Annotated in this window: 1 protein-coding gene; it reads left to right on the top strand. The window is 61.8% G+C overall.

The window, feature by feature from the left end:
* Positions 1–254 (top strand): VIT1/CCC1 transporter family protein (locus AAEY80_RS14695; protein ID WP_350588621.1); only part of this gene is annotated, 254 nt, incomplete at both ends.

The raw sequence follows: 254 nt of genomic DNA, 5'->3' as shown, positions 1-254 counted from the left end.
CAATTGGTTACGTGCCGCAGTGCTGGGCGCCAAAGACGGCATCATTTCGACAGCCGGCATCGTGATGGGCGTCGCTGGCGCCACCGTCGACCGTTCCTCCCTCCTTATTGCTGGTCTGGCTGGTCTGGCCGCCGGCGCTTTGTCGATGGCTGGCGGCGAGTATGTCTCCGTGAGCTCCCAGCGCGACATTGAAAAGACCGTCATGGCTAAGGAAACCGCTGAGCTACGCGACTTCCCTGACGAGGAGCTTGAGG

This window comes from Psychrobacter sp. 78a-MNA-CIBAN-0178, assembly GCF_040309625.1.
GTDB lineage: Bacteria > Pseudomonadota > Gammaproteobacteria > Pseudomonadales > Moraxellaceae > Psychrobacter > Psychrobacter okhotskensis.
This window is presented reverse-complemented; position numbering and strand designations above follow the sequence as displayed.